We start from the raw sequence: 21,198 nt of genomic DNA, 5'->3' as shown, positions 1-21,198 counted from the left end.
TCGAGCGGCGGGCTGCCGCCCGCGCCTCGATCGGCCTGCACCACGCGCACCGAAACGGGGATACTGCGCGCGATCGCACGATTCGAGGGCATGCATGGGCAATGATCTGAGCCGCTGGGCGGCCGCACTCGCCGACAGCGATCGGCCGACCTACCATGCGATCGCCGATGCGATCGCCGACGATATTCAGGCCGGCCGCCTGCGAGCCCAGCAGAAGCTGCCGCCGCTGCGGGCGCTGGCCACAGCGCTGGGCATCAACTTCAGCACCGCCGCGCGCGGCTATGCCGAAGCCGCCGAGCGCGGGCTCATCGACGGCCGGCCCGGCAGCGGCAGCTATGTACGCGGCGAGGTGCGCTCCGACCCGGTCCATCGGGCGAGCGCGGTCGGGCCGATCGACATGAGCATGAACATGCCGCCCGAGCCGCGCGATCCGGCGCTCGTCGCCCGTCTGCGCGAAGGGTTCGCCCGCCTCGGCCAGCGCGGCGATCTCTACGATCTGCTGCGATATCAGGAATTCGGCGGCTCGCGTGCCGATCGCGAGGCCGGCGCGGCGTGGATGGCCCGCCGTCTGCCGGGGGCTGATCCTGCCAATATCCTCGTGTGCCCGGGCACGCATGCGGCGCTGCTGGGGCTGATGGCGGCGCTGCTGCGCGCCGGCGATACGCTGGCCTGCGAGGCGGTGACCTACCCCGGTATCAAGGGCATCGCCGCCCATCTGGGCATCCGCCCCGTCGGCCTGCCCGCCGATCGCGACGGCCTGGACCCGGACGCCTTCGCAGCCCTGTGCGCGGCGCATCCGCCGAAAGCGTTGTACGTGAACCCGACCTTCAACAACCCGACCACGGCCACGCTGCCGGCCGAGCGCCGGGCCGCGATCGCCGATACCGCCCTGCGCTACGGCGTGCCCATCATCGAGGACGACCCCTACGGCTGCCTGCCGCGGCAGCGCCTGGCGCCGATCGCCACCCTCGCGCCGCAGCTGACCTTCTATGTCGCCGGGCTGTCGAAGGTGCTGGGCGCGGGGCTGCGTATCGGTTATCTGGTCACCCCCAACGTGCGCTATACGGCGCGCCTGTCGTCGACGCTGGCCACACTCTCGGTGATGGCCAACCCGGCGATGATCCAGCTCGCCACCCGCTGGATCGAGGACGGCACGCTACGCGCGGCCACCCGCGCCATCCGCGCCGAGTCGATCGCACGCCAGCGCCTGGCCGCGCGCGTACTCGACGGCATCGCCTACCACAGCCAGCCCGAGGCCTTTCACCTGTGGCTGCCGGTGCCCGCGCCGTGGAACCGCATCGAGCTCGCCACGCGCCTGCAGGGCCACGGCATCGCGGCGGTCGTCTCGGACGCCTTCGCGATGCGTGCACCGGCGCCCGAGGCCGTGCGTATTTGTCTCGGCGGCGCGGCCAGCCGCGAGGACTGCCACCGGCATCTGGAGATCATCCACGACGCCATCGAACACCTGCCGGCCATGGCGGCCGGCGGCACCGGCGAGCCGTTCGTGGATTTCTGACGTCCGCGGCGAGCGTCTTCGCTCAGGCGGCCCCACCGATTCGCACGATATAGGCGAGCAGCCCGATCACCGTCAGGCCGAGCACGGCGGACAGCCCTTTCCAGAAGCGGTTCGGGTCGCGCTCGATCAGCGGCAGGGCGTGATCGGCCATGAAGGCCTTGTGCGGGTGGTGCAGATCGTAGACGAACTCGGCGACTTCGGCGTAGCGCCGGTCCGGGTTCGGATGCAGCGCTTTCTTCAGTGCGCCGTCCACCCAGATCGGCACGTCCGCATTGTAGGTGATCGCGCTGCTGTATTTAAGGCGGTGCTGCGCGGCCGCACTGCGGGCTCGGGGAACCTGCGTGCCGTAGGGCAGCCGGCCCGTGAACATCTGTTGTACGACAAATCGGAAATACGTTGCTGCGCCCCCGCATGTCCAATTTTCGCTAAATCGCACAACGCGCTTTCGCTTGTCGGTAAAGGTGCCGGGTGTTCGTCGCACCATTCTCGTGACTCGCACAAATGACAGCGCAGCCCTCGATCTGTTTTTCGCGCAGGCCATGCGTCGCATATTTCACAAAATCTTGGTCCGGTCATGTTCTCCACCATTTGTCGTCCAACAAATCACTGCAGTTGACGCCGGCTTCGCCGCCGCAACTGAGTTCAGGTGTTATAGGTGATCGCCGCGAGCGAGAAGAGATCCGAGCGCACCGTACCGCGCTCGCCGAGGAAATACTCGGGTGCGGCGTACTGCTCGGTACCGAGGATCTCGTCGGCCCCCAGCCGGCCGGCGCTCTCGCTGATACCCGCGACCTCGACCGCGCCGAAGTCGATGATCTTCACCGTGCCGGTGGCATCGATGAGGATGTTGTCCGGGCGCAGGTCCTGATGAATCATCTCCTGTCGGTGAAAGGCCAGCACGCCCTTGCCGATCTGGGTGACGAGTTCCCGCACGGCCGCCATCTCCAGACGTGGATGGTCGATCATCCACTGGGTCAGCGTCGTGCCTTCGATGTACTCCATCGCGACGTAGACGTGCGCCTGCCGGTGGCGGCGGCCGGCCGGCTTGAGCACATGGGGGCTGTCGAGGCGCCGCGCGATCCATTCCTCCAGCAGAAACCGCTCGAGCAGGACGGGATCGTCACGCAGATCACTGCCCGGGGTCTTGAGGGCGACCGGGCGGTCGGTCTCCATCTCGCGGGCGAGATGAATGCGGCTGCGTGACGAGACATGGAGCTGGCGCACGATCTCGTAGCCCTCGAAGGTGTCGCGCGCCTCGAGCTCCGGGGGATGGGGCAGCCGGGTGAGCCGTTCGGCGATATCCTCGGGATCGCTGTGCGGCACCGCCTCGACGCGCACGACCTGCGCGGTCAGGTTGTCCTCGCTGCCGGCCTCGAATGCCCGGGCCGCAAGCTGCTTCGCGGCGGCGTCGGGATCCTCGGCGTGCGCCGCCAAGATCTCGGCGATACGCGCGTCGTCGACATGCTCGTGGACGCCGTCGGTGAGCAACACGAAGACATCGCCAGTCGCGATGGAGTGCCCCCTATAATCGATGTCGATGCGCTCGCCCACCCCCAGCGCCCGGGCGAGATAGCTCTGACCGCCGCCGATGGCCACCCGGTGGTCCTCGGTGAGCTGCCCCAGACGCCCGTCGCGCAGCCGATAGATGCGCGCATCGCCGACGTGGAACACATGGGCGGTCGTGGCCTTCAACACGAGCGCGCTGAAGGTGCAGACATAGCCGCGGTCGGCATCCTCGCGATACGGGCTCTGGCGTGTCTGGGTGTGCAGCCAGGCGTTGGTCGCGGTGATCACGCGCTCGGCCGAGCGTCGGACCGACCAGGCCTCGGACGTGCAGTAATAGTCGTCGAGGAAGCCGGCGACCGCCGTTTCGCTGGCGACGTGGCTGACCTCGCTGCTGCCGATGCCGTCGGCGATGGCGATGGCGATCCCCTTGGAGGCCAGCGCCGGCCCCTCCGGCGTGCAGAGGCCGTGGAAGTCCTGGTTCATCGCCTTGCGACCGGCGCTGGAGTACTGGCCGGCCGCTATGCGCAGCTGTTCGGACATGACGGTGCCCCGGTCGGTCACGCGAAAACGGGGCGCGGCGACGGGCGCCGGCCCCGTGGGCTCATGCGGATCGTCGCCGCGTGCGGCCGCGCCACAAGGTCGGCGACGAACGCGATCACACGAACTCGCGCTTTGCCTGCGTGCGTACGTGGGTCGTGTACAGCGTGAGACCGGTCAGTGCAATGCCGCCGACGATGTTGCCGAGCACGGTCGGGATCTCGTTCCAGAGCAGGTAGTCCCAGACCGTGAAGCCGCCGCCCAGGATCAGGCCCAGCGGGAACAGGAACATGTTGACCACCGAATGCTCGAAGCCGAGATAGAAGAACACCATGATCGGCATCCACATCGCGGCGATCTTGCCGGTGGCCGAGGTCGAGACCATCGCGCCGACCACGCCCATGGACACCATCCAGTTGCACAGGCAGCCGCGGATGAACAGCGTCATCCAGCCGCCGAAGCCGTGGTCGCGATAGCCGATCGTGCGCCCCTCGCCGATATGGGCGATGGCCTGGCCGACCTCGTTGATCGGACTGGAGAAGCCGTAGGTGAAATTGACCGCCATGATGAAGGCCACGGTGAGCGCGCCCAGCAGATTGCCGATGAACACCAGCCCCCAGTTCTCGAGGATGCGTGGAATGGTCACGCCCGGCCGGCCGTCCAGCCAGGCCAGCGGCGTGAGCATGAACACGCCCGTAAGCAGATCGAAGCTCATCAGATAGAGCATGCAGAAGCCGACCGGAAACAGGGCCGCGCCGAGCAGCGCATTGCCGGTGTTGACCGTGATGGTCACCGCGAACACCACCGCCAGCGCCAGGATGGCCCCTGCCATGTAGCCCCGGATGATGGTGTCGCGACGACCCATGTAGATCTTGGATTCGCCGGAATCCACCATTTTCTTGACGAATTCGGCAGGTTGCAGATAGGACATCGAGTAATCCCCGGTTTATTGAATCGAAAGCATTCGAAAAGCGTCGGCTGGTGCGGTGGCGGCCGTGACACAGCCGCCACCGCGACGCCGCGCTACCAGCGCACGTAGGGCAGGAACTTGCCGCTCATCACGATCTTGACGCGGTCCCCCTTCGGGTCGGGCTCGCGCTCCACGTCCATCTTGAAATCGATCGCCGACATGATTCCGTCGCCGAATTCCTCGTGGACACATGCCTTCACGGCCGGGCCGTAGACCGCCATGATTTCGTAGAAGCGATAGATCATCGGGTCGGTGGGCACGGTCTTGTCCATCCACTGGCCCTTGAGCGGGCAGACCTGCAGCGCGTCGGCCACGTCGTCGCCCAGATCCAGCACCGCACACAGTTTCTGGGCGATGTCCTCCGGCGCCGACGACTCGCCGAGGGCCAGCGAGGCGGTCCACACCGGCGACATGCCGATCTGATCGGCGATCTCGGTCCAGCGCATCCCCCTGGCCTTCTTGGCGTCGAGAATCGCGCGTGTCATTGCCTGTTTTTCCATAACGTTCTCCCTGCGATGGGTCATATGAGTGGCGGTAACGCCGCGCCGTTGCCGCGCGGCGACGGGACCGCGGTGCGGTCTCGTTCGGATGGCACCGCGGTGTTCCCGCGGCCGGCGCCGGGCCGTGTCATCCCGAGGCTCGGCGGATGGCGAAGCTGTCGACATAGGCCTGCGGGGCGGCCGAGTCGAAACGCTTGTTCATGATCGTGTAGTGGCGGCGGGTCTCGGCCGGCGGGGCGTAGCCCAGATCGCGCATGACCCGCCCGCAGTCGGTCGCCAGACAGACACGCTCGGCGATGCCCTGGTAGTCGACATCGCCGCGGACATAGCCCCAGCGCTTCATCTGGGTGAGGATCCAGACCGCCATCGCGTGCCAGGGAAACGGATCGAAGTCGATCCGATCCGGAACGTTGTGGACGCCGCCCAGACCGTCCTCGAAGTGGCCGGTGAGCACCTGCTCGACCACGCTGACCGGCTGGTCCAGATAGCGCGCCGGGGCGATCGCCTCGGCGATCTCGCGGCGGTGGCCGAAATCGGAGGAGTAGTGCGTCGCATCGACGATCGCCTTGAACAGGGCGCCGAAGGTGTTGGGCATGGATTCGGCCATGTGCCGGCTTGCCGCGAACGCGCAGCACGGATGACCGTCCCAGATCTCCTTGGTGAGCAGATGGATGAAGCCCACGCCCTCGTGGACCGCACGCTGGTTGAACGGGTCCGGGGCGAGATAGCCGTCGACGTTGCCGCGGCGCAGGTTGGCCACCATGTCCTGCGGCGGCAGCACCCGGATCTCGATGTCGCGGTCCGGGTCCAGGCCGTGCTCGGCGACGTAGTAGCACAGCAGGAAATTGTGCATGGAATAGTCGAAGGGCACCGCGAACCGGAAGCCCCGCCACTGGCGCGGATCGCGCCGCTCCCGATGATCCCGGTGCAGCGTGATCGCCTGGCCGTTGATGTTCTCGACCGCCGGCATGTAGAAGGGCATGGGCGCCGAGCCCGCGCCCATGTCGATCGCCAGCGGCATGGGCGTGAGCATGTGGGCGGCGTCGTGCTCGAGGCTCACCGCCTTGTCCCGGGCCACCGCCCACCCCGGCGTCTTGACGACCTCCACGTCGAGACCCTGCTTGCGGTAGAAGCCGAGCGGGTCGGCCATGATGATCGGCGTGGCGCAGGTGATCGGCACGAAGCCGACCTTGAGCTGGCGCTTCTCGAGGCCGCCGAGATCGTCCAGCTCCTGATGCACGGCCGCCTTGGCTGCCTTGAGCGGAAACACGCTCGACAGCGCGGCGACCGCGGTGCCTCCGCCCATGGCCTGGAGGAAACGCCGGCGCGCGCCGTCGCGATGGCCGAATACCGCACGCACGACCGTGCTCTCCACCAGCCGATCGACCAGGCGCTCGCGATCGACCGCGGCCGGACCGGCGATACCGGCCTCCGTGGCGGCGTGATCGTGCGCATGCGGCTGATGCAGACGCACCTCGGCATCGAACGGGTCGCCCAGCGGCGCGTGGCGATTCGGGCGCTGCGGGTTGCGATCGTCATCGGCCATCAAATTCCATCCCCCGTGCACGAAAAAGGGCATACCGCCGTCGACCGGCCGTACGCCCCTGGCTGCAGTCCGTGCCTGCGCGACGCTTTCCGCCATTGGAGGGCCGCGAACTGCCGTGCGACGCGCGGGCATTGAACCGATGACTGCGGTAGCAACGACCGTGCCGGCAGGCGCGGAACGACGGCGCGAGACCGGCCGTCGCTCAGCTGCCGGCGTCGGGCGGTCGGGCCGACGATTCCCGTGAGCGCATGGCGCAGGCGCACGAACCGGTTACCGCGCGGTGCCGGGTCAAGGCCCGGCGAGCGACGCCGGCTCTCGTCCGGTACGACATTGACGATGATGCGTATCGCCGGCGGCCCGAATACCGGCTCGCCTGCCCCCACCGGCACGCGGCGCGGCATCAGACCGCCCCCCGCTCGAGCACCCAGCGCGCCACCGCGATCAACCGGCGGCGCCGGGCCATCGCCATGTTGCGCAGCGTGGTGTAGGCGTTGGCCTCGGTCATGCCGTAGCGCTCCATGAGCAGGCATTTGGCGCGGGTGATGACCTCGCGCTCCGACATCTGCCGGCGGGTGCTGTCCAGCTCGGCCTGCAGCTGTTCGCGGGCGCGGAAATGCCCGACCGTCACCTCGATCAGCGACCGCAGCATGTCCGCGGACACGCCCTGCACCGCATACGTGCTGATGCCGGCAGCCGCGGCGTCGCCGACGGTATCCGGGTCGATCGCATCGGAGAGCATGAGCATCGGCTTGGGGTAGCGCTCGCCGATGTGCATGAGCGATTCCAGCGTGTCGCGCCGGGCCGAATTGGAGCTGGCGATCACCACATCGGGCTCGAGTTCGATGACGCGATCGAACAGCGCCGACGGCTCGGAAACGCAGGCCAGCACCTGAAAGCCGGCCTCCGCAAGGGCGACATCGAGCCGGTCCACGGACCAGGGTTCGAGATCGACCAGAACCACCCGCAGCCCGGCCGCCGACGCCTTCGAGGAATGGCATGCCGACTCAGACAACGCCTAGCACGCGAATCCCGCGGGCGCGGCCACGAGCCGCGACAGCGCGCGGACCGGGGGCCTCGCGACTGCCGCGCCAATCGAATCCGGATGTCCCGTGGCTGGTCTGTGCATGGTTCGGCTTCCCAAAAAAAAGGCGCCCATCGATCCGCTCCGGGCAGATCGATGCACGCCGTCGTTGGTGTCCTCTCGATTGTCGGCCGACCGGCTGGCAGTCGCGGATCGCCATTGATCCCCAGCGCGGTGGCATGACGAATCTCGCAGAATCCGTGCCAGCCGTGGAGCGACGCGCGAAGCCGTCGCCGCGTCAACGACTTGCCGGCCGTCCGGGCCCCGGGCCAACATCTTGCGTACCCTGCCGCTGCACCAGATTGGTTCAGCTGCACCAGAAGCTACTGACGCTCGCGCCGCCGCCGGAGATCCGTGTGGCCTTGGCTCGACCCGAGCCGCCGTCGGTGCGTCGCGGTCGCGAACGCATGGGCGATGCGCGGCCGGATCACCCCGCTGCGGCGAACGCACGGACATCGCCGCGGCGCCGCGAGGCCCGGCGGATGTGGCCGTGGCGCCAGGGCAGACGACGACGCGGGCGTCGACAACGCTGCAAACACAGCGCCACGCGTCTGCCACCGCAAGACAGCGGGAGATCGCCTGCATCGCGGGATGTCGGGACCGCATCGAGGTGGGCGTCGCGGGCGGCCGCTACCGAAGCCGGCCGTGGCGGATCAGGGCGCGGCGGCCGGCGTGTCGCGCGGCGACGTGTATCAGGCCGCGATCCGCGCCCGGCTCGTCCGGTCAGTCGGCGTAGCCGATGCGGATCGGGCCGCGGGCGCGGAGGGCGTCCACCGCCCGGCCCCGCTGGGTGACCACCAGCTCGCCGGCCCGGGCGCGCTCGGCGGCCACGCGCCGCACCGCGGGCATCAGCGCGCGCCAATCGCCGTCATTGCCGCCCGCCAGCCGTCGGGCGACCTCGGAGGGGCAGACGGTGCGTCCGGGTTCCCGTGCATCCAGCAGTGCGCGCACGGCGGCGACGATGGTTTCGGCGTCCGGTCCGTCACTCATCGGCCGGCTACGGAGGCGGGTTCGAACCGGTAGTCGTCCGGGTCCAGCCGCGCGGTCATCCGCCGGAAGGTGAAGGTGAAGCCGGGCCAGTTGTTCGTCTGATGACCGGCCGCGGTGCGATACCAGGAGCCGCAGTCGCCGGCCCAGACCGTATCCTCGAGCCGTGAGCGGATGCGCCGGGTGTAGCCGGCCTCGCGTTCCGGGCGCACGTCCATGCTGCGCAGGCCGGGGTCGCGCAGGACCTGCACGCACTGCATCACATAGTCCACCTGGGCCTCCAGCATGTAGACGATGGAGTTGTGGGCAAGATTGGTGTTGGGGCCGTAGAGCAGGAACATGTTGGGAAAACCGGACACAGAGATGCCCTTGTAGGCGCTCGCCCCCTCGCCCCAGGCGGCGGCCAGCTCGCGGCCACCGGCCCCGGTGATGCGCATCGGCGCCAGAAAGTCGGTGGCGTGGAAGCCGGTGGCGTAGATCAGCACATCGGCCGGATGACGGCGGCCGTCGTCGGTGACCACGGCATCGGGCTCGATCCGCGCGATCGGCGCGGTGACCAGGTCGACGTGATCGCGGTCGATCGCGGGGTACCAGTCGTTGGCCATCAGGATGCGCTTGCAGCCGATGGTGTAGTCCGGCACGAGCCGGCGGCGCTTGTCGTCGTCGCGCATCTGTCGACGCGCCTGCCGGCGGGCCGCCCAGGCGAAGACCTGCAGGATCCGATGCCAGCGCGTGAAGGCGAGCGCCCGGGCTTCGTTCTTCCAGTAGACCAGGCCGCGGTGGCACCGGGCGAGCCACGGCCAGCGGGCGAACCGGCGCTGCTCACGCCGGCTGAAGGCCCGGTCCGGCTTGGGAATGACCCAGGCGCCGGAGCGCTGGAAGACCAACAGGCGCGCCGCCGACTCGGCCAGCCGCGGCACGAACTGGATCGCGCTGGCGCCGGTCCCGATCACGGCCACACGGCGGCCGCCCATGTCCACGTCGTGGCGCCAGCGCGCGGAATGAAACGCCGCTCCGGCGAAGTCCGCCTGCCCGGGGATGTCGGGCCGCGCCGGCCGGTTGAGCTGGCCGCAGGCGGTGACCAGCACGTTCGCGTCGTGGCGATCGCCGTCGGCCGCGGTGAGCCGCCAGCGCCCGCCGGCCTCGTCGTAGTCGGCCGCCGCGATCTCCACACCGAAGCGGATGTGCGGCGCCAGACCGTAGTACGCCACGCAGTCCTCCAGGTAGGCCAGGATCTCGGCCTGATCGCCGAACTTGCGCGACCAGTCCGGCTTGGGCGCAAAGGAGAACGAATACAGATGCGACTCCACGTCGCAGGCCGCACCGGGATAGGTGTTGTCGCGCCAGGTGCCGCCGATGCGATCGTGCTTCTCGAACAGGGTGAAGGTGTCGATACCGGCCTGCTTGAGCCGGATGGCCATGCACAGGCCGCCGAAGCCGGTCCCGATGATGGCGATACGGGGATCGGTCTCTCGGTTTGCGCTCATCGACAACGGCCCCGGGCGAGATCACAGGCGCCAATGTCACCCGCCGGCGCCGGTCGGGGCAAGCCGCGGGCCGCGGCTCAGTCCATGGCCGACGCGCCCAGACGCAGCCGCAGGATCAGATCGGCGACACGGCGCTGCGGGTGGCGGCCGGCCAGCACCGAGTCGATCAGCGCTTCGAGCTCCGCGCTGTCCTTCTGCCGATGGGCCAGAATCAACGGGATATCGGAGTCGCGGTGGGACGGACTGCCGTGCCACGAATGATAGAGCGGCGCGAAGTAGTAGCGCTCATCGGCGCGTTCGCGATCGCCGTTGTGCGCGATCAGGATCACGTCGCCGGCGCGATCGCCGTGCGGGCCCTCGGTGAGCTCGCGCAGGCGGGCCGCCAGCTGCGGGTAGGCCGGCCGCGGGGTCGCGGCCAGATAGTCGGCCACCGGCTGGCTGCGGCCGTCGCCGCGATAGACTTCGAACACGTCGCCGTCGTCCCGGTGCCGGCGCACGAGGATCAGATCCAGCGTGCCCTGCATCTCAGGCACGAGCAGGCCCTGCAGATTGTTGCGGTGATAGAGCTCGGCAGCGGCGTCGATATCCGATCGCCGCGCGGGCCGGCGCCAGTCGCAGGGGCTGGTGTGGGCCGCACAGGTGCTGCGGTCGGCCACGTAGACGTAGGCCATCGCCCCCTGGTAGGCGAGCACCGCGTCAAAGAAGACGTCGTCGGCCACTTCGAGATCGAACGGCCGCACGGTGAAACCGCCGGCCTCAAGCACCTGACGCGGCTCGCCGGCGCCGTCGATGCCCAGCGAATGGGCGTCGTCGTGGACCACCCCGGTGTGGCCGTGATCGGAGATGAGCAGGACATAGCGGTCGTCGAGCGCACCGGTCTCCTCGAGCGTCTCGCGCAGTTCGGCCATCATCGGCTCGATACCCTGCCTGAGGTAGGTCGCGCGGCTCTCGTCCGGCGGCGCGTCGGTGATGTGGGCGTAGTGATCGAGCCCGGGCAGGTAGATGGTGATGACGTCGGCGGCGGCCTCGCTTTCCAGCAGATCGTCCATGTTCTCGATGACCTCCTCGTCCAGCTCACGGAACAGCGACAGGGAGTCGTCCTCGGTGAACCAGTCCAGCACATGGGTCTGGAACAGCGAGTGGAAGGCATCGAGCATCGCCGTCCGGTCGGTCAGAATCAGGCGATCGGCACCGGCGTAGAACTGATGCATGCCGACCCAGACGCGCACGCCGGGATCACTCTCGCGCAGACGTTGGTAGACCGTCGGCGCTTCCAGCAGATCGTTGGCGTAACCTTCGGTGTAGATCTGGAAGACCTGGGTGGCATTCGAGATCGTCACCGGCACGGGCGCGGCGAATTCACCGGTCTCGCGCACGAAGTATTCGTTGCCGGCGACGCCGTGCACCGCCGGGTCCACACCGGTCATCATGGTCGCCCACGACACCGCCGTCGACGTCGGCAGCGTGGCCAGCAGGCTGTCGTCGAAGGCGGCATGCGGAAAGCCCGCGCCGTCGCCGCCGAGCAGGCGGGCGGTTTCCGGCAGCTCGCCGGCGCGCAGCATGCGATACAGCAGCGCCCGGTCGATGCCGTCGATGGCGAGCACCAGCAGCTGGGGCCGGTCCCGCGGCGCCGGTCGCGCGGCGGGGTCGGTCTCGCGCAGCTCGACCTGATCGCCCGCGACCCAGAACTGGGCCGCCTGCCAGACGCAGCCGCCGAGCCCCAGCGGCAGACTCAGTGCCAGAAACGCGAACACCGCGGCGCGTATCCTGCCCGCGAACCTGCTGTCATCCATGTGATCGTTATCCCCTGCCCTTGCTTCGGAACACCGTTCACGGCGAACGGCGCCCGGCCCGAATCCATCGACGCCGGCCACGATGGCGACGATGGCCTGCATCCCATTGCGCGCGACTGAACGCGGCCGAAAGACGATAGCGCAGCCGCTCGCCCCGATCGAATCCCGACAGGCACGACCCCGACGGCGCGCCCGCCCCGGGCGCCCGGCGAGGCACGGCCCTGCTGCCGGGACGCCCCGCATCGTGACGAGCCGGGCCGGATCCGGAACGGCCGCCGGCGTGTGACGTTCCGCGCACCGGTAACGGACTCATCGGGGAACGCGCCCGAATGCTGCACCTTGCAGTCTTGACGCCGTGTTAATACGGATACCGGCAGGCTGGCGCGTGTGTAAAACCGTGCGCCGCCTCGTCGGCGCCGCCCGTCTGCTGCGCAGACCGCGCTCAAGGAGCCGAAGTGGAACTACTGCTACCCCTCGCGCTGGTGTTCACGTTCATCGCCGCGTCGATCCTCTATGTCTACCGGTTTCGCGGCCGCGTTCGCTACGACAGCTTCAAACAGTATCTGCGCAAGGGCTGGCCGATCTTCAGCCCGCTCAACTGCCTGCTGTATCTGTTCACGCAGGAGCGGGCGCGTCAGCCGATCATGGACCTCGACCGGTTTCCGGAGCTCGACGTCATCCAGCGCAACTGGCGCACCATCCGCGAGGAGGCGCTCGCCCTGCACCGCAACGATGTCTTCGAGCAGACCAAGCAGGCCGGTTCCGGCGGCTACTACGACATCGGCTTGCGCACCTTCTACAAGTACGGCTGGAGCAAGTTCTACCTGCGCTGGTATGGCACCACCCACAATTCGGCCAAGCGCATGTGCCCGGAGACGACGCGCCTGCTCGAGCAGGTCTCCTGCGTCAACGGGGCCATGTTCTCGGTGCTGCCGGTCGGCTCCAAGCTCACCCGCCACGCCGACCCCGCGGCCTGTTCGCTGCGCTATCACCTCGGCCTGGCCACGCCGAACGCCGACGCCTGCTATATCAACATCGACGGCACCGACTACTCCTGGCGCGACGGCAAGGCGCTGCTGTTCGACGAGACCTATCTGCACTACGCGCACAACGACGCCGAGGAGGACCGGGTGATCCTCATGTGCGACGTCGAGCGCCCCACCCGCGTCGTCGGCCCGGTAGTGAACTTCTTCTACAAGCGCCTGATGCGCGCGACCGTCGTGCCCAATACCGAAGAGGACGAACGCGGCCTGGCCAACAGCGTCTTCGCGCGGCTCGCGCCGATGCTGTCGAACACGCGCGAACTCAAGGAAACCAACCCGGGCCGCTACACCACCATCAAGTACGCGGTGAACGGCACGCTCGTCCTGCTCGCCTCCGGCCTGCTGGTCGGCGCCTGCTTCGGCCTGTACTCGCTCGGGGCCATGGTCACCTGAGATCGCTCGTCGCGCTTGCCGATCGCCCCGGCCCCGAGCGCGCGTCGCCGCCGATGCCGCGTGCAAGGCGGCGCGACCGGTCGAATCCGCCGGGCCCGGTGGACGCGCCACGATCTTTGTCAGGCTCGACGCCCGCATCGCTTCGCGGCGTATCGTCTGCCGTGCGTTTCCTCGGCAGCGAGTGCGCGGCCGGCATCCGCGCCGACGCCGTCCGCCCGATAGGCGTCGGTGGATTCGGCGGCACCGCGCGAAGCAGCACCATGCCGCCGCGTTCGCCTGACAATACCCCGCCACGCCGGCGCCGCACGCTGAGAGATCCCCTGCCTCACGCGCGGTGCACCGGCTGCCCCCGACGACGATGGCAGGAAAACTGCTTGCCATCGTCGAGACCGGGCCGATCGTCGCCCCGGCCGCCAATCGAGGGCCCATATGTTCGAGGGCATTGACCCGGCCGTTTCCGCCTGGGTGATGACCACCGCCACCGCGCTGATCGCGGCTCTCGCCGCGACCGCCGGCTATGCGCTGCTGATCAAGCTCGGCTATCGCCTGATCCAGCGGCGCGCGATCGCCCGCGATTTCCTGGAGCAGTGCGACACCGCCGGCGGCGTGGCCATCTTTCTGCTCACCCTGCAGGCGGTATGGCACGCCGCCGACGACGGCGTGCCGTGGATCGCGGCCACGCGCCACATGAACAGCCTCGCACTGATCCTGGCGCTGACCTGGGCCGCGCTGAAGGCGACCGCCGCGATCGGCGACGTCATCGTGCGCCTGAATCCGGCGGTCGACGGCCGCCACCACGCCGCGCGCAAGCTCGAGACCCAGGCGCGGTTTCTCACCCGCGGGCTGACCGTGCTGATCGCGATCATCGGCATCTCGGCGGCGCTGATGACGTTCCCATCCATCCGTCAGCTCGGCACCAGCCTGCTGGCCTCGGCCGGCATCGGCGGCATCATTCTCGGTTTCGCGGCCCGCCCGGTCCTGACCAACCTGCTCGCCGGCCTGCAGATCGCGCTGTCGCAGCCCTTTCGGATCGAGGACGTGCTCAAGTTCAAGGACGAGTGGTGCTGGGTGGAGGAAGTCACCACCACTTACGTGGTGCTGCGCACCTGGGATCTGCGCCGGCTCGTCGTGCCGCTGCAGTGGTTCATCGAGAACCCGTTCGAGAACTGGACCCGCCGACCGACCAGCCTCATGGGGCCGGTGTTCATGTGGCTGGACTACCGCATGCCGGTGGCGCCGCTGCGCGCGGCGTTCGAGCGCATGCTCGAAGCCGACGCCGCCTGGGACCGCACCATCGGCACCACCCAGGTGGTCGAGGCCGGCGAGCATGCCATGCAGGTCCGTTTTCTGATGAGCGCGGGCGACTCGGTGGAACTCTGGCATCTGCGCTGTCGCATGCGCGAGGCCCTGCTGGACTTCATCCAGCGCGAATACCCGGACTATCTGCCGAACGTACGCGCGCGCCTGAGCGAGGCGCCGGTGCCGGCTGCCGCGACGCCCGCGGCCGAGGTCGGCGACCGCCCGCCGGACTGAGCCGTCAGACGCGCTCGGCGTCTGCCTCGGTCGCGATCCGGCGCAGCGCATCGGCCAGCGTCGTCGGCGGCTGCGCCCCCGCAAGCAGATAGCGGCCGTCGACGATGAACGACGGCACCGAGGAGACGCCGAGCGCGCGCCAGTGCTCGATCTCGGCTCGGACCCGTTCGCTGTAGCGATCGGAGACGAGGATCGCACGCACCTCGGCGCCGTCCAGACCCAGCGACTCGGCGATCGGGGCCAGCACCGCCGGATCGGTCGGATTCTCGGCCCGGCCGAAATAGGCTGCGAACAGGGCCCGGTTCATGGCCGCGTCGCAGCCGTGGTCCTTGGCGTGGGCGAGCACACGGTGGGTGTCGAAGGTGTTCCAGGAACGACGCGCCAGCGCCTGCTCGAAGTCTAGCCCGAGCTCGCTCGCCGCGGCGACGATCTCGGCCTGCGAAGCCTGCATCTCGCTCTCGCTGCGGCCGTATTTCTCGCTCAGGTGCGCCAATATCGGCCGGCCCTCGGGCGGCACGTCCGGGTTGAGCAGGAACGGATGCCATTCCACCTCGAAGCGCAGCTCGTCGGCGAGCTGCGTCATCGCCTGCCGCAGGCGCGCCTCGCCGATCGGACACCAGGGGCAGACGACATCCGAGACGAGATCGATCTTAACGGTTTGCATGCGGCGTCCTGTAGGAGTGATATCTTGACGGTTGATTCCCGAACCGCCGGATTCAAGTGCCGAGGCGTCGAGGCCGCCCTCGCGGTTCACGGCAGGCCATCGACGACGGCGCGAGCGATGCGACAGCCACCCCGGCGAACAAGCCGCGACCTCCCGGCTTCCACGCAAGCCGTCGCAAGCGTTGTCCTGCGGCAATGCGGGGTTCCGTCACACCAGTGCCGAGCAACACCACGGCGCGCACGACGCCTCGGCCTGCCGCTAGACAGCGCCTGCCGGAAGCGTTGAGCAGGCCAATCCACCCTGACCGGCCCTGAGGTGTTGCAAGTGCGGATCGTGGCGCGCCACGACCGGCGGCTCGCACCTTACCGGGCACGATCTGTCGTCTCCAACGCGGCGTTCGAAGCGTTGACCGCCCTATATCGCCTGTTGAGGTTTCGTCCGTGTCCGCGCCGAGCGCTGTTGTGCGGCCACACGACGCATAGTCACTCTGCGCCAGCATGCGGCAACGCTGGATTACCGGATCTTGTTAATTCCATGGGCACCTGTCCCGAAGGGTTGGGCCGCCCACGAGAGATCGGCTATGGGCACCCATCGGCGTTGCAAGCCTGGGTCGTGGCACGCCCAGAGCCGTCGGCTCGCGCCTTGCCGGGCACGATTTGTAATCTCCAACGCGGCGCGTACGAGACATCAACACGCCTAAGACGTGGGGCCGGGTCGATTCGCGGCCTCGCCCGACGGCGACGCCGGCGCGGGGCCGTCCTGGCGGAACGCCACTGCCATGGTCAACGCGCTCTCGCAGAACGCCATGACCTCGTCGAACTCGGCCTCGGGCAGCTGCCGCGCCGCCTCGTTGCCGCGATAGATGTTCATCCACTGGCGGTCGCGCTCGATCATGGTCGGCAGCCGTCCCACGCCCCAGTCCTCGGCCAGCGCCCAGAGCCGCGGATTAAAGCCGCGCACGAGCTGGATCAGGAACGGGACCGGATCGTTGCGGGCCAGCAGCGACGTCAGCCGCAGAATCAGCTCGAAGGAGACCGTGGCCGAGCCCTGCTCCACGGCCTGAAGCAGGCTCTTGTCCTCGAGATCCAGCGCGCGGGCCAGATCGTCGCGCGACAGACCGGCGGTACGGCGCGCGTCGCGCACCGCCTCGCCGGCGCGGCTCATCCAGGCCTGTTGTTCCTCGGAAAGCACGCGACGCTGAGCGCGGTCGAGGATGAGCGTACGGCCGATCTCCAGCGTCATTCCGCCAACGCGCCGCGCCAGGGCGCTGACGGCGTTGCGCGACAGGTTCGCGGTGAAATGGGTGACCTGACTCAGCCGCCCGCGTTCGGGCCCGTCCGTGGCGCTCATGTTCGAGCCTCCGTTGTCCCACGTTCACACCGGATAATGCACGCCCGTGCGCGCCAGCGACACCGCCCAGAGCGCACGGGCGACATCGACGCGGCCCGCATTCGGGCGCGCGCGTACCCGCACCGGATGCCCCCACAGCTCGCGCGGGCCGTCGGGGCCGATGTAGTCGCCGCCGCGCACCGACGCGGCCGTGGCGGCGTACAGGCTCGGCAGCGCGCCTCGGGCAGCGGACTGGCCGAACAGGGCGTTGGCAAGCCGTGCCGCGCGGAGGCGCCAGCGGGCGCCGCGCTCGCGCGGGCCGGCCAGCTGCAGGTCCGTGGCCGCATAGCCGGGATGTGCGGCGACGCTCACCAGCGGCCGTCCGGCGGCTGCGAGCCGGCACTGGAGCTCGAATGCGAACAGCAGATTGGCGAGCTTGGACTGGCTGTAGGCCGCCCACGGCCCATAGGCGCGGCGATCGCCGTCCAGATCGCCGGGATCGACGACCCCGCCGCGATGCTTGAAGCTGGACACCGTGACCACCCGGCCCCCGGCCGCCAACCGATCGAGCAGCCGTCCGGTCAGCGCGAAATGGCCGAGATGATTGACCCCGATCTGATACTCGAAACCATCGGCCGTGCGCCGCTCGGGCAGCGCCATCACGCCGGCGTTGTTGATCAGCAGGTCCGGTGGCGCCTCGCGCTCGCCGATATCCTCGGTAAAGCGCTGCACCGAGGCGAGATCGGCCAGATCGAGCCCTGCGACCCGCAGGTCCGCCGCCGGGTGCGCGCGGCCTATATCGGCCGCGGTCGCCGCGCCCCGATCGATATCGCGACACGCCAGCACCACCCGGGCGCCGGCCGCGGCCAGCGCACGCGCGGTCTCCCGGCCAATGCCGCTGTCGGCGCCCGTGACGATCGCGAGCCGTCCACGCTGATCGGGCACGGCCTCGGCGCGCCAGCCGCTCATGGCGCCGATACCGGCGCACAGCCGCGCCGCGCGCCGACCGAACGGTTCACCACAGGTGCCGGATCGCGCGTCACCGGCCGTGCCCTGGCCTCCGGCCTCGCAGGCGCTCTGCCGCGAACCACACGGACGATCACTAAACGCCGGCGGAGCCCCCGATGGCGTCGGTCACGGCCCGCCGCGGTATCCGACTTCTGGCGGACAAAAGCCGCTGCGACGCCGCGACCGGCGCGCGCCTACCACATCAGATCGTCGGGCACCGGATAGTCCGCGTAGGGATCATCCGGATCGGGGGCCGGATCGTCCTCCGGCCGGGCGCGCCAGACGGCCTCGGGCATGAGCGCGGCGATGCGGTCGGCGGCCTCGCGGGGCACGAGCACGGCACGGCCGCCGTGGCGGACGATGCCGAGCCGGCCCGCGGCGAGGTCGCGGCGCTGGCGGTCGCTCACGGCGATGCGCCGTATCGCGTCGCCGATGTGGTAGTTGTACTGCACCGCGTCGTCGGCGTCACCCTGGGCGGCCACCGCGTGACCCTCGATCAGCTGGGCGACCGATGCGTCCCGCTCGCGGGCCTCGCGGCGGCGCTTCTGTTCGGCGTTGAGCGCCCGGTCGCGTTCGCGTTTGGCCGCCTCCGCGGCCGCGATCTCGCGGGCGGTGTCCGGCGCATCGGTCGCCGCGCCCTGCTGCCGCGCGGCCTTGTCCCGGGCGGCCTTCTCACGCCGCGCCTTCTTGGCCTGCTTGGGCCGCGCCACGCCCTTGGCCAGCAGTTGATCCTGCAGCGATTTGCCCATGCCTGTCGCCTCTCGCATCGTTGCCGCGGACTGTCGCGACACAGTCTACCCGCGCATTCGGGCTGCGCCGACCCCGGTGTGCCGCACGAGCGGGCGATCATGGCCGCGGCGGTCTTGAACGCGTCCGGGCATCGACGATCGACGTCTGGCGGCCGGCCTGCGGGCGGGTTCGCGATCTCATGCGCCACGCGCCGCCCACCGGGCGCCCGCTACGATCTCGTCAGACCGGCCGCACGCCGTCATGCGCGCGCCGTGCCGCGCGGGCCAGATCGGCGACGAAGTCGCGGTAGTCGCCGGCCGCGCCGCTGCGGAGCAGGTGTGCGGGATGGAAGGTGACCAGGCAGGCGCGCTCGCCGACCTCGACGATCCGGCCGCGCTGGCGGGCCACCGTGACCGGCCGCCCGAGCAGGGTCCGCGCGGCGGTCGCGCCGAGGCAGACTACGAGCGCCGGCCGCAGCAGTTCCAGTTCGGCGTCCAGCCACGGCCGGCACGCGGCGATTTCGCGGTAGGCCGGCTTGGCGTGGATACGCGCCTTGCCCCGCGGTGTGAACTTGAAGTGCTTGACGGCATTGGTCAGATAGAGCGCGGCGCGATCCAGGCCGGCCTCGGCCAGCGCGCGGTCGAGCAGTCGGCCGGCCGGGCCGACGAACGGACGCCCGGCCAGATCCTCGGCGTCGCCCGGCTGCTCGCCAACGACCGCGATGCGGGCGTCCGCGGGGCCCTCGCCGAACACCGTACGGGTCGCCGGCCGCCACAGGGGACAGCCGCGACAGGCCGCGGCCTGCAGCTGCAGCCGTTCCAGCGAGGCCTCCGGCGTGCGCGCCACCGCCGCCGCCTCCCGGGCCGCCGGGCGCTCGGGACGCGGGCCGCAGCGCAGCCGCTCCGAGCCGCCACCCTGCGCCTCCATCGCCGCGACGCGAGCATCGGCACCGGCGATCAGCGACGGAATCAGCTCGGCTTCCGGCATGTTCTTCCAGTACTTCGCCGGCATTTCCGACTGCATCGCCCGCCGCTTCAGGCGCGCGGGATTGAAGATGCTGCGGTAGTAGACGCGCCAAGCGTCCTCCAGCGCGTCGCCGGCCGGGGCGGCGGCCGCGTCGCTACCCGCCGAGAACCACGGCCGGCCCCGGCCCTCGTAGTGCAGGCAGCGATCCGGTGTGAGGATCGACCAGCGCATGTTGGCGAAACGCCGTACGAAGAAATCCGCGACGTGGGCGATGATCTCGTGCTCGGGTTCGAACCAGGCCACGTAGCGCGGCTCGCCGTCGATCGCCTCCGGGTCCGGAACCGCGCGGAAGCGCACGAATGCCTTCATCTTGTGGGCATCGCGCCGGACGGCTTTCGCATAGCGGTTGGCCCGCGCCACGTCGGCGTCGCCGGCCAGCGCCAGCAGATGTCGTTCGCCTTGGGACAGACGCCAGAGCAGCCGGTAGAGCAGCGCCCCGCGATCGGCGCTGCGGTGGCAGACCACCGCGCGCGCCAGCGCTCCGAAGGCCTTCGGCACGCGTGGCCCGACGACCCGGGTCGGCTCGTCGCCGCGCGCCGCAGGATCAGCCTGCCACCAGAGCGCGTCCGGCGCGCGTCCCGCGCGCCACTGGACACACGCGGCATGCCGCCAGGCCTCGAAATCGGGCGCGAACCGCACCACGGTGCGCTCGGCGCCGGCGGCATCCGCCTGGCCGAACAGGGACGGCTGGTGCATGGTCAACCCGCGCCTGCGGGCCATAGACCGTCGAGAGCGGCCGCGGTCGCCAGCGCCGTGAGCACCGCCCAGCCGAAACTCGCGAGCGTACCAATGATGACCAGCTCGCTCTTGGCCGGGTCGCGCGCGTATTCGAAGCGCAGGATCGATTTGGCGGCGATCACGAAGCCGATCGCGTTGAACTCGCCGAGAAGCACGAACAGAAAAACGAGACCGCGTTCCAGCCAGCCGATCCAGGCCCCGGCGCGCAACTCGTCGGCGCCACCGGCATCCTCGGCCCGGCCGGCCGCGGACCCTGGCGATCCGGCCGAACGCGAGTGCCGGATCCCGGCCAGCAGCTGGGCGAGCATCAGATCGCCCACCCGCGTCGCGGCGATGACGCCGGTGACGAGCGCGGCCGCGGCCGCCAGCCCCTGGGCCGCAGTCGAGCCGAGCACCGCCGGCCACAGCCCCTCGGCGTAGGCCTGGGGCAGGAGCGCGGCCACGATGCCGATAGACAACAGATGGGCGCACTGATCGGCACCGAACAGCCGCAGTGCCGCGAAGGGATGTCGGGCGCGCCGCGCCAGCGCCAGTTTGGCGGCATCGATGCCCGCATGCGCGAGGGTGACGACAGCGACCGCGATCAGCGCACCCGGCGTCCAGGCCGCGAGCGCGACGAACGCGCTCGCGCCCACGATCGCCGTATGCCGGAGCAGAACGACGCGCCGATGCTTGCGCGCGACCATCGCGCGGCTCTGGAGCACGAAATCGGCCAGCACGTGCGCGAACGCCAGCATCGTCAATGTCGCGAGCATGACGGTCGCCTCCTGTATCCGTGGCCCCACCGGGCACCGGTGGCGCGACGCCCGAGC

18 protein-coding genes are annotated in these 21,198 nt (G+C 69.7%); 3 read left to right on the top strand and 15 right to left on the bottom strand.

Annotated features, from left to right (window positions below; translation table 11 throughout):
• The first annotated feature begins 94 nt into the window (after nt 1-94).
• Entirely contained in the window at nt 95-1,516 is a 1,422-nt protein-coding gene (locus SAHL_RS09790) for an aminotransferase-like domain-containing protein (RefSeq protein ID WP_123591233.1), read from the top strand.
• Between the two features lie 22 nt (nt 1,517-1,538).
• Here the strand turns inward: SAHL_RS09790 and SAHL_RS09785 are convergent, their stop codons facing one another.
• The 9 genes from SAHL_RS09785 to SAHL_RS09745 all read right to left on the bottom strand — a co-directional run bounded on the left by SAHL_RS09785 (nt 1,539) and on the right by SAHL_RS09745 (nt 11,923).
• The gene (locus SAHL_RS09785) at nt 1,539-1,886 is read right to left on the bottom strand and encodes a serine/threonine-protein kinase (protein ID WP_184947602.1); all 348 of its coding nucleotides are present in this window, start codon (nt 1,884-1,886) and stop codon (nt 1,539-1,541) included.
• A gap of 272 nt (nt 1,887-2,158) precedes the next feature.
• A complete protein-coding gene (locus tag SAHL_RS09780) occupies nt 2,159-3,562 on the bottom strand; it encodes a bifunctional protein-serine/threonine kinase/phosphatase (protein ID WP_123591237.1) in 1,404 nt (467 codons plus the stop codon).
• 115 nt (nt 3,563-3,677) lie between these two features.
• A complete protein-coding gene (locus SAHL_RS09775) occupies nt 3,678-4,490 on the bottom strand; it encodes a formate/nitrite transporter family protein (protein WP_123591232.1) in 813 nt (270 codons plus the stop codon).
• A 92-nt stretch (nt 4,491-4,582) separates the two neighbouring features.
• The gene (gene cynS / locus SAHL_RS09770; RefSeq protein WP_123591231.1) at nt 4,583-5,029 is read right to left on the bottom strand and encodes a cyanase; all 447 of its coding nucleotides are present in this window, start codon (nt 5,027-5,029) and stop codon (nt 4,583-4,585) included.
• A 127-nt stretch (nt 5,030-5,156) separates the two neighbouring features.
• Nucleotides 5,157-6,575 carry a CmpA/NrtA family ABC transporter substrate-binding protein gene (locus SAHL_RS09765; protein ID WP_184947600.1) on the bottom strand — a complete coding sequence of 473 codons (1,419 nt, stop codon included), beginning with the start codon at nt 6,573-6,575 and terminating at the stop codon, nt 5,157-5,159.
• A gap of 400 nt (nt 6,576-6,975) precedes the next feature.
• Nucleotides 6,976-7,587, bottom strand: coding sequence for an ANTAR domain-containing response regulator (locus SAHL_RS09760; RefSeq protein WP_123591229.1), 612 nt, complete (start codon nt 7,585-7,587; stop codon nt 6,976-6,978).
• A gap of 792 nt (nt 7,588-8,379) precedes the next feature.
• The gene (locus SAHL_RS09755; protein ID WP_123591228.1) at nt 8,380-8,646 is read right to left on the bottom strand and encodes a DUF3253 domain-containing protein; all 267 of its coding nucleotides are present in this window, start codon (nt 8,644-8,646) and stop codon (nt 8,380-8,382) included.
• Nucleotides 8,643-10,130 carry a flavin-containing monooxygenase gene (locus SAHL_RS09750; protein WP_184947598.1) on the bottom strand — a complete coding sequence of 496 codons (1,488 nt, stop codon included), beginning with the start codon at nt 10,128-10,130 and terminating at the stop codon, nt 8,643-8,645. Before SAHL_RS09750 ends, SAHL_RS09755 begins: the two co-directional genes overlap by 4 nt.
• Nucleotides 10,131-10,207: 77 nt before the next feature.
• On the bottom strand, nt 10,208-11,923 hold the full coding sequence (locus SAHL_RS09745) for an alkaline phosphatase family protein (RefSeq protein WP_184947596.1): 1,716 nt from the start codon (nt 11,921-11,923) through the stop codon (nt 10,208-10,210).
• Nucleotides 11,924-12,378: 455 nt separating this feature from the next.
• Between SAHL_RS09745 and SAHL_RS09740 the strand changes: the two genes are divergently transcribed.
• Together SAHL_RS09740 and SAHL_RS09735 are read left to right on the top strand one after the other, a co-directional pair.
• Nucleotides 12,379-13,359 carry an aspartyl/asparaginyl beta-hydroxylase domain-containing protein gene (locus SAHL_RS09740; protein ID WP_123591226.1) on the top strand — a complete coding sequence of 327 codons (981 nt, stop codon included), beginning with the start codon at nt 12,379-12,381 and terminating at the stop codon, nt 13,357-13,359.
• Nucleotides 13,360-13,788: 429 nt separating this feature from the next.
• Nucleotides 13,789-14,892: a mechanosensitive ion channel family protein gene (locus tag SAHL_RS09735; protein ID WP_123591225.1), complete on the top strand. Its 1,104-nt coding sequence runs from the start codon at nt 13,789-13,791 to the stop codon at nt 14,890-14,892.
• A gap of 4 nt (nt 14,893-14,896) precedes the next feature.
• Here SAHL_RS09735 and SAHL_RS09730 read toward each other — a convergent pair whose 3' ends face one another.
• The 6 genes from SAHL_RS09730 to SAHL_RS09705 form a co-directional block, all read right to left on the bottom strand.
• The gene (locus tag SAHL_RS09730) at nt 14,897-15,556 is read right to left on the bottom strand and encodes a DsbA family oxidoreductase (RefSeq protein ID WP_123591224.1); all 660 of its coding nucleotides are present in this window, start codon (nt 15,554-15,556) and stop codon (nt 14,897-14,899) included.
• A gap of 696 nt (nt 15,557-16,252) precedes the next feature.
• Nucleotides 16,253-16,906, bottom strand: coding sequence for a helix-turn-helix domain-containing protein (locus SAHL_RS09725; protein WP_184947594.1), 654 nt, complete (start codon nt 16,904-16,906; stop codon nt 16,253-16,255).
• 24 nt (nt 16,907-16,930) lie between these two features.
• Nucleotides 16,931-17,854: an oxidoreductase gene (locus SAHL_RS09720; RefSeq protein ID WP_123591223.1), complete on the bottom strand. Its 924-nt coding sequence runs from the start codon at nt 17,852-17,854 to the stop codon at nt 16,931-16,933.
• A 233-nt stretch (nt 17,855-18,087) separates the two neighbouring features.
• The gene (locus SAHL_RS09715; RefSeq protein ID WP_184947592.1) at nt 18,088-18,642 is read right to left on the bottom strand and encodes a DUF2058 family protein; all 555 of its coding nucleotides are present in this window, start codon (nt 18,640-18,642) and stop codon (nt 18,088-18,090) included.
• Between the two features lie 220 nt (nt 18,643-18,862).
• Entirely contained in the window at nt 18,863-20,344 is a 1,482-nt protein-coding gene (locus SAHL_RS09710) for a UdgX family uracil-DNA binding protein (protein WP_184947590.1), read from the bottom strand.
• Between the two features lie 2 nt (nt 20,345-20,346).
• Nucleotides 20,347-21,141 (bottom strand): DUF3307 domain-containing protein, encoded by a 795-nt coding sequence (locus SAHL_RS09705; RefSeq protein ID WP_123591220.1) that lies wholly within the window; start codon nt 21,139-21,141, stop codon nt 20,347-20,349.
• Nucleotides 21,142-21,198: the final 57 nt, after the last annotated feature.

Origin of the sequence: Salinisphaera orenii subsp. halophila YIM 95161, from assembly GCF_003732545.1 — a bacterium.
GTDB classification, from domain to species: domain Bacteria; phylum Pseudomonadota; class Gammaproteobacteria; order Nevskiales; family Salinisphaeraceae; genus Salinisphaera; species Salinisphaera orenii_A.
Note: the sequence above shows the minus strand (reverse complement) of the source record. Positions and strands in the feature narration are given on the sequence as shown.

Coding starts and splice junctions, on each gene's coding strand:
- SAHL_RS09790 (WP_123591233.1), top strand. CDS start 95: ATGGGCAATGATCTGAGCCGCTGGGCGGCCGCACTCGCCGACAGCGAT.
- SAHL_RS09785 (WP_184947602.1), bottom strand. CDS start 1,886: ATGTTCACGGGCCGGCTGCCCTACGGCACGCAGGTTCCCCGAGCCCGC.
- SAHL_RS09780 (WP_123591237.1), bottom strand. CDS start 3,562: ATGTCCGAACAGCTGCGCATAGCGGCCGGCCAGTACTCCAGCGCCGGT.
- SAHL_RS09775 (WP_123591232.1), bottom strand. CDS start 4,490: ATGTCCTATCTGCAACCTGCCGAATTCGTCAAGAAAATGGTGGATTCC.
- cynS (WP_123591231.1), bottom strand. CDS start 5,029: ATGGAAAAACAGGCAATGACACGCGCGATTCTCGACGCCAAGAAGGCC.
- SAHL_RS09765 (WP_184947600.1), bottom strand. CDS start 6,575: ATGGCCGATGACGATCGCAACCCGCAGCGCCCGAATCGCCACGCGCCG.
- SAHL_RS09755 (WP_123591228.1), bottom strand. CDS start 8,646: ATGAGTGACGGACCGGACGCCGAAACCATCGTCGCCGCCGTGCGCGCA.
- SAHL_RS09750 (WP_184947598.1), bottom strand. CDS start 10,130: ATGAGCGCAAACCGAGAGACCGATCCCCGTATCGCCATCATCGGGACC.
- SAHL_RS09745 (WP_184947596.1), bottom strand. CDS start 11,923: ATGGATGACAGCAGGTTCGCGGGCAGGATACGCGCCGCGGTGTTCGCG.
- SAHL_RS09735 (WP_123591225.1), top strand. CDS start 13,789: ATGTTCGAGGGCATTGACCCGGCCGTTTCCGCCTGGGTGATGACCACC.
- SAHL_RS09730 (WP_123591224.1), bottom strand. CDS start 15,556: ATGCAAACCGTTAAGATCGATCTCGTCTCGGATGTCGTCTGCCCCTGG.
- SAHL_RS09725 (WP_184947594.1), bottom strand. CDS start 16,906: ATGAGCGCCACGGACGGGCCCGAACGCGGGCGGCTGAGTCAGGTCACC.
- SAHL_RS09720 (WP_123591223.1), bottom strand. CDS start 17,854: ATGAGCGGCTGGCGCGCCGAGGCCGTGCCCGATCAGCGTGGACGGCTC.
- SAHL_RS09715 (WP_184947592.1), bottom strand. CDS start 18,642: ATGGGCAAATCGCTGCAGGATCAACTGCTGGCCAAGGGCGTGGCGCGG.
- SAHL_RS09710 (WP_184947590.1), bottom strand. CDS start 20,344: ATGCACCAGCCGTCCCTGTTCGGCCAGGCGGATGCCGCCGGCGCCGAG.
- SAHL_RS09705 (WP_123591220.1), bottom strand. CDS start 21,141: ATGCTCGCGACATTGACGATGCTGGCGTTCGCGCACGTGCTGGCCGAT.